The organism is Terriglobus sp. YAF25 (genome assembly GCF_052113305.1).
Lineage (GTDB): Bacteria > Acidobacteriota > Terriglobia > Terriglobales > Acidobacteriaceae > Terriglobus.
The window spans coordinates 1-6,921 of record NZ_JBFRCY010000174.1; the positions used below are offsets into that span (position 1 = coordinate 1).

7 protein-coding genes are annotated in these 6,921 nt (G+C 58.5%); 4 read left to right on the forward strand and 3 right to left on the reverse strand.

Annotation, left to right across the window (positions count from 1 at the left end; translation table 11 throughout):
• Positions 1 to 271, reverse strand: a 271-nt coding sequence (locus tag AB4043_RS09365) for a YciE/YciF ferroxidase family protein (protein ID WP_442306931.1), incomplete at its 3' end; no start/stop codon positions are given.
• 394 nt (positions 272 to 665) lie between these two features.
• On the opposite strand from AB4043_RS09365, the gene AB4043_RS09370 reads away from it, so the two are divergent.
• The 4 genes from AB4043_RS09370 to AB4043_RS09385 all read left to right on the forward strand — a co-directional run bounded on the left by AB4043_RS09370 (position 666) and on the right by AB4043_RS09385 (position 3,944).
• Positions 666 to 1,553 (forward strand): SDR family oxidoreductase, encoded by an 888-nt coding sequence (locus AB4043_RS09370; protein ID WP_442300255.1) that lies wholly within the window; start codon positions 666 to 668, stop codon positions 1,551 to 1,553.
• Between the two features lie 95 nt (positions 1,554 to 1,648).
• Positions 1,649 to 2,200: an adenylyl-sulfate kinase gene (cysC, locus tag AB4043_RS09375; RefSeq protein WP_442300254.1), complete on the forward strand. Its 552-nt coding sequence runs from the start codon at positions 1,649 to 1,651 to the stop codon at positions 2,198 to 2,200.
• A 2-nt stretch (positions 2,201 to 2,202) separates the two neighbouring features.
• Positions 2,203 to 3,114 carry a hypothetical protein gene (locus AB4043_RS09380; RefSeq protein ID WP_442306932.1) on the forward strand — a complete coding sequence of 304 codons (912 nt, stop codon included), beginning with the start codon at positions 2,203 to 2,205 and terminating at the stop codon, positions 3,112 to 3,114.
• On the forward strand, positions 3,111 to 3,944 hold the full coding sequence (locus AB4043_RS09385) for a sulfotransferase domain-containing protein (protein WP_442300252.1): 834 nt from the start codon (positions 3,111 to 3,113) through the stop codon (positions 3,942 to 3,944). The genes AB4043_RS09380 and AB4043_RS09385 overlap by 4 nt, the downstream gene beginning before the upstream one ends.
• Positions 3,945 to 4,003: 59 nt before the next feature.
• Here AB4043_RS09385 and AB4043_RS09390 read toward each other — a convergent pair whose 3' ends face one another.
• Both AB4043_RS09390 and AB4043_RS09395 read right to left on the reverse strand, forming a co-directional pair.
• Positions 4,004 to 5,110 carry a hypothetical protein gene (locus AB4043_RS09390; RefSeq protein WP_442300251.1) on the reverse strand — a complete coding sequence of 369 codons (1,107 nt, stop codon included), beginning with the start codon at positions 5,108 to 5,110 and terminating at the stop codon, positions 4,004 to 4,006.
• A gap of 24 nt (positions 5,111 to 5,134) precedes the next feature.
• Positions 5,135 to 6,921 (reverse strand): TonB-dependent receptor (locus AB4043_RS09395; protein ID WP_442306933.1); only part of this gene is annotated, 1,787 nt, incomplete at its 5' end.

Genomic DNA, 6,921 nt, shown 5'->3' on the forward strand with positions numbered 1-6,921 from the left:
CCTCTGCTTCCTCCACCAATGCAGCGAGAGCTTTGCTCTTGACCGTCTCCACTTCGCCGGTTGTCTGTCGCAGGATCTCTTCCAGCCGAGTGGYCTGGACTTCGGTTTCCTGCAGGTGAGATTGAAGGGCCTGCTTAAGCTGAAGATCGCTGGCTTTCTCGATCATTTTCGGAATCGCCACTACGAGCTGCCGTTCCGTCGATAGCAGCATTTGAAGTTGATTGATATAGAGCTCACGAAGATTGGCGAGATTTGCTGAAAAGAATTTCATGGATGTTCTCCTTGGGTTCATTGAAGGTGGCTATGCCGCATTCTGTTTGAGCGAGGGTTCGAGCTTGACCTTGATCCACCCTGGTTCGTGACGGGCAAAGAGCGGTAAGCCTTTGTCGCAACCAAAACGTCTGAGCAAACGGCGCCGCCCAGCAAAAAGCAGAAAGTTTGCGCAATCTCGACCTCATTCGGTCTATCCGTTCGGTGAGAGAGCGTTTTGGTTTAAGGATGGCTGATCATCCCGACAACGCAGTCGGGACAGCAGACGGCATCGATATAGGGAGAGTTGCCTCGCGGTCCTTCTTTTTGATCAAAACGGCGTTTCTGCCGTGCCAACTCCACGAATGGTTTCTGCGTCCATGTGAGATCAAAGGCTGTGTCGATGGAGGCAGAGAATGACGAAGGAAAAGGAAAGCGATCCACGCAATCTTGGTCCGAAACCGCCCTTTCCGGAGCAACAGCAGAGCCCGCCAGGATCGGTGCGGGAGCTCGATCCACCTGCGGATCATGGCGAGACCTCCTACGCCGGCTCAGGAAAACTGCTGGGGAAGGTGGCCATTATTACCGGTGCAGACAGCGGTATTGGACGCGCGATCGCAATTGCGTTTGCGCGCGAGGGGGCATCGATCGTGATGTCCTATCTGCCGGAAGAAGAGGCGGATGCAAAAGAGACTGCGGCGCTGATTCGTGCTGCCGGCAGGACCGCCATTCAGATGCCAGGCGACATCGGGTCGCCACAATACGCCACATCGCTGGTTGAGACCGCGTTCGAGAGGCTGGGGCGTTTAGATATCGTCATCAACAATGCGGCGTATCAGATGACACACGAGTCGATTGAGGACATAACGCCGGAAGAGTTTGAGCATACCTTCCGGACGAACGTCTTTGGCCTGTTCTATTTGACGCGTGCAGCTTTACCTAAGCTAAGGCCAGGATCATCCATCGTGAACACGACTTCGATTCAGGCATTTGAACCGAGCGAGGGGCTGCTTGCTTATGCCGCAACCAAAGCTGCGATCGCGAATATCACAAAAGGGCTGGCCAAGTTGGCGGCAAAAAATGGTGTGCGAGTGAACGCGGTGGCTCCTGGCCCGGTATGGACTCCATTGATTCCATCGACGATGAGTCAGGAGAAGGTGAAGAACTTCGGCAGCAATACTTTATTCGAACGCCCGGCGCAGCCGGTGGAACTAGCTCGTCTCTTCGTTTTTCTGGTGTCAGATGACGCCAGCTATGTGTCCGGCGAGGTTTACGGAGCTACCGGAGGACGTACACCACTGTAAGCAAAGGAGGTTTGGCCGCAGGACAGAAGGCTCGATCTTCAGGTACATTGAAATCGCTTACACTGCATCTACGATCTCCCTTTGAAAGCCATCGATTGATCTCTGTTTCCCCACATACCCTGCGAGAAAACGGCGGCCTTGTCGTCTGGTTAACCGGATTGAGCGGCGCCGGCAAAACGACGATCGCGCAAGCTGTACAGCAGGCGCTGACGTCTTTCGGCGTACCGGCGGTGTTTCTCGACGGAGATGAGCTGCGCAAGCAGATGCATCCCACCCTCGGGTTCTCAAAGGCTGACCGGGACGAGAATGTCCGACGGATTGGGGCTCTGGCAAAGGCCAGGGCGGAGGAGGGGGCGGTGGTGCTGGTCGCCGTTATCGCTCCTTACCGCAGCATGCGCCAGGAGGTGCGGCAGATATGCCGTGCGTATCTGGAGGTCTTTGTGGATGCTCCACTGCAAACCTGCGAGGAGCGAGATCCGAAAGGGCTGTATCGCCGGGTACGACGCGGAGAGATTACGCAGTTCACCGGCATCGATGCACCGTACGAAACTCCCATCGAGCCTGAGATCCACTGCAGGACCGCCAGCGAGAGTATCGAAGAGAGCTCGCAACGTGTGCTGCAGGCGATTGCGGAGTCTCTGCGATAGCCATGCAGCAGATGCGGCAGTTCAACTTCTACGGCTACCGGCTGTCGAGTCCATGGGATCTTAGCTGGTTACAGCCCTGGCAAGAGCCCGAGATCGCTTCGGGCGAGGTGGCTCTTCTGGAGGCGGAAGTTCCGGAATCTCTTCCAGACCCCGTTGAGCGAGGGCCGTTTATTCAGATTGGGCGCGAGGGCGAGGTCCTGCTCGATGTGAGGCACGCGGGTCGTTTTCTACTGCGGAATGGCCGGGAGATCCTTGTATCTCCGTACGGGAGTCCGCAGAGCGAGGCCTTTCAGAGCTTTCTGACGGGGAGTGTTGCCGGCCTGCTCTTTCATCAGCAAAGCCGTCTGGCGTTGCACGCAAGCGCTGTCGTGGTGCGAGGCAGAGCGATTCTGTTATCCGGTTGGGCCACCGTGGGCAAGTCCGCGCTGGCGGCAGCACTGATGGAGCAGGGTGCGGAGTTTCTAAGCGACGACCTGTGCCTTGTCGATGTGAGCCGGGAAGGGGCGATGATCGCCGCTGGGCCTCCACGGATTCGCCTCTGGCCGGATGTCGGAGATCATCTTGGATTTCCGAAAGAGGCCAGTTGCCCGTTGAGGCCTGGTTTGCGCAAGTTCACGCTTGTGACTCAGGTTGCATCGCCCGTGCGCGCCGGCCTACTGGTGCGAGCGGAAGATGCACATCACCGCTCGGTTCATTTTGCGCGCCTGCGGGGAATGCATAGCGTTATGCCGCCGCACTCGCTGGTCTATCAGCACCGGTTCGCCGGCTTGCTGCAGCGGCAGAAACCGATGCTCACCGCGCTAGGTACGCTGGCGGGTAAAGTTCCGGCAATCCGCATGGAGTATCCCCGCCAGATGCAACAGTTGYGAGAGATCGCTTCGCTGTTACTGCAACATGTGGAGACGTACTGGTGAAAGAGACGGAATATATCTGGCTGGCCTCCTATCCGAAGTCCGGGAATACCTGGGTGCGGATGATGCTCAATAGCCTGACGCTGGGCGGAGTCGTCCCGGACATCAACGATCTGGAGTTGAAAGTACCGATCGTCTCCTATACGAATCTGCAGGAGCAGTTCGGCGTCGAGGCCACGGAGCTGACGTACAGTGAGATCGCCCTGGTCCGGCCTGAGCTCTATCGCCGGCTTGCCTTGGAGAGTGAGCGCGACGTGCTGATCCATAAAGTGCACGATCAGCTCTGGCGGAACGATGCGGGAGAGCCCGTGTTTCCCAAAGACAGGACACGCGGTGTCGTCTATATCGTCCGCGACCCACGAGACGTTGCCGTTTCCGCCGCCGCGTTCTTCGGAACAACGATCGAGGTGGCCGTCGATATCCTCGCTGCGGAGAAGTATGTTCTGGCCTACAGTCCGGGCGGTCCGTCACGGCAGTTACCGCAGCTGCTGGGTGGATGGAGCACCCACGTGACAAGCTGGCTGGATGGGGATTTCCCACTCCTGCTCGTTCGCTATGAAGACCTGCTGCACGATCCCGTGGCTAGCTTTCATAAGATTGTGGAGTTTCTTAGGATGCCCGCCGAGCACGTCGAGGCCGCCGTTGCGGCGACGCATTTCGACCAGTTGGCCCGTCAGGAGCAGCAGCAGGGCTTCCGGGAGAATCCGCATGCAAACGATAAATTCTTCCGCTCGGGCAAGGCTGGAGAAGGGAAGCTGCGGCTTACGCCGGAGCAGCTTGTGCAGATCGAGACGGCGCACGGAGCTGTGATGAAGCGGCTTGGCTATCTCTGAAATGGATTCGAGGATCACGGCCCCACGACCAGAAGCCTGGCCGTGGGGGCGCAACAGTCTTAAGGATGAACTGCGAGCGTGACACTTTCCGGCGTGATGCTGTTGGCGCCGGTCAGGGTTTTGCCTTTGGCCCACTCAGGCGACTTCATGGCGAGCTGATACTTCACCGGAGTGCCGCTAAGGGTAGCCGTCGCGATCTTTGTCTTCTTCCCGATGATGAGGTCTACGGTTGAGGTCTCCGTCTGGCCGAACGCAGGTGTGAACTGGAGAGTCAGACCGTGATCTTCGGCGCGGACCGGAGCGTAACGGATCTTCTCAATGGCCCAGTTGGTTCCGTCATAGGTGACTTCCATGGTCTGCTTGACCATCGGATTGTTTTCGACCGAGATGGTGTAGTGCGGAGCAGCAACCTTCTCGATCTTGAGGGTGATAGTGCGACCGCTTTCCTGTGTGAGCTGCCAGGTGGCGCCCTGTTTCAGTTCGCTGGGAGCTGAGGCGACCTTGAAGTTCTCACTGCCCGCTGCGAGCACGGCGGTAGTGGCTGAGTGCGTCAAAGCTCCATGCCAGGCGACGAAGTAAGGAGGTCTGGAGATTTCCTTCCACATCTCGGCGATCGAGGTCTTGTCACCCACGACGATGGCCGAACCTTCACCGGCGACGGCAGACTCTTCCCGATAAGGAAAGACCGGCACCTTAGCTTCGGCGACAGCGGTCAGGCCGCCACCCTGCTGCAAGACATCCGAGCCCTGAATAAAGCGCCACTCGACAGGCGTGCCGTCATTGAGGCGAAGGCGGAGATCGAAGGTCGCGCCGTTCACCTCGCTGTCGGGCTTCGTGAACTCGAGCTGTGTGAGATACGCTTCACCGTCCTGTGCTTTGGCGATCGCCACAAGCTGCGGCTGATTGGCGAAGTGGATGCGCTTGCCGGTCGTGCGGCTAGTCACGATGAAGTCGTAGAGCGGTTTGCCGTTGTTCTCGTCGTAGTCGAGCTCAACCATGGTGTAGGGAACCTCCGGGCCGGTCCACTGCACGAACTGTTCAGGCCAATAGCGATAGCTGATCATCAGGCCGGAGATAGGCGGAGCGATAGCGGCCTGCTGTGCGTAACCAGCGGCGGAAGTGGCGGCGACGATGGCGGAGGTGATCAGAGATGCGATGCGGTTCATGCGAGGTCTCCTTGCAATGATCGATTAGAAGTTGTAGCGGAAGCCGAGCTCAATGCGGCGGCCGGCGTCTGAGGCGTAAGGCTTGAGGAAGAGTGGCGAGCCAAGAACGCTGCCAACCGCGGTTACGTTCGTGTGGTTCAGCAGGTTAGCCGCGCGGGCGTTGAAGGTAATGGTCCGGGCAGAGTCTTTCTTCGAAAGCGCAAAGCTGCGGCTGAGGTTGCTATCGAGCTGTACCGTCCAGGGAAGGGTAGCGGCGTTACGTGGAAAGGCGCCGGTTCCATTCACAGCGGTCAACAGACCGAAAGGAGTCTGGTAGGCATTCGCTGTCGAGGCAGCGTACTGCGGACGTTCATTGAAGACGCCGTCGCCGTTGTTGTCGAGTCCGGTGGTGAGGTTGAGTGGGGTACCCGAGGTCGCGTTGAAGACATTGCTGACCGTAAACTTCTTTGGCAGATTGACCTGGCTGATGCTGATGATGCGATGGGTATTTGTCCATATGGGACGCGCCAGCTCGCCGGCTTTGCTGAGGTTTGATTGCTGGAAGGTATTCGGGCCGTCTGCGTCGCCGCGAAGATCCATGCGGACATAGCCGAGGAAGATCTGGAAGCGGCGTAGACTGTGCTGATCCACACCGACGAACATGACGTTGCCGTGCAGATGACCGGTCTGCTGGTACTCAAGGACGTTGGTGTTGGCCAGCGTAGGACGAGGCCCGGTGGGCTGGTTGTTGAGAGGAGCATTGACATTACGCGAGCGCATGGTGTCCCAGGCACGCACGATGTAGAGATTGCTCTGGATGTGCCAGTGAGCGGGGAGCTCGTACTCTGCACCCAGGTGGGTTTGCAGTGATGGTGTCTGCATCACACTGCCCGCAAAGTTACGGAGCGTGTGGATAGGCGTAACTCCAGTGAAGGGCGTGCCGTAGTTGGCGGAGTAAATAATGCTCTGCTGTTGGGTGACGCCGTTCAGACGGAGCGTGACCCCTGCAGTGTTGGTATCGATGGGCGAGAAGAAGAGACCGGCGCGCGCGCGCAGGATGAGCCTCTGTTTCTTGTCCGGTGACCAGGAGATCCCGGCGCGAGGTCCAAGGTTGGAGAAGGTGGAAGGCGAGGTCTGCAGTGCATAGCGCATGCCGAGCGCGATCTGAACATGGGGCGTGAGTTTCCACTGGTCCTGCGCGAAGAGCACAAGGCGAAGCTGATTGAAGTCAACGGTCGGCGAGCCCTGATTGACGGTGTAGGTCGTCGCTGTGCCGCCGGTAAGACCGAGCATGGCGCGGCGGTACTGTTCAAGTCCACCGATCGTGGTTCCTGCGACCGTGGCGCCGCTGAAGGTATAGCTTCCGTTGAAGGTGTCGGGCTGGTTGAGGTGCTCGAGGTTGTCGATCATCTGCAAGCCGAGCTTGAGCGCGTGCTTCTTACTGCTGAGCAGGACGTCGTCATCGACTTCGGTGACCTTCTCATGGCTGGCGAAGTATCCGCCGGTGTATCCGCCTGCGGTGAAGGCTCCCGAGACCTGCAGGGCCGCCGCGGTGGAGTGTGGGGTGTCATCGCGATTGCGCCACATGAAGCTCGCGCGTGCCTCGTGCACGATGCGTGGAGAGATAATGGAGACATTGGTGACGCGGATAATATGCTCGGCCTGCTGGCTGTCGTAGCCGGCCTCCGGAAGTACCGTGCCGCCCACTGCGAGGTTCTGAAGCGAGTTCACGTTGGCGGTATAGCTGAGCGTGAAGTTGTTCTTTGGCGAGAGCATCATGCCGACGCGAGCATTTGCAATCCATAGACGCTGTGGCGTAGGGACGTTCTGAT

Coding starts and splice junctions, on each gene's coding strand:
- AB4043_RS09370 (WP_442300255.1), top strand. CDS start 666: ATGACGAAGGAAAAGGAAAGCGATCCACGCAATCTTGGTCCGAAACCG.
- AB4043_RS09390 (WP_442300251.1), bottom strand. CDS start 5,110: ATGAACCGCATCGCATCTCTGATCACCTCCGCCATCGTCGCCGCCACT.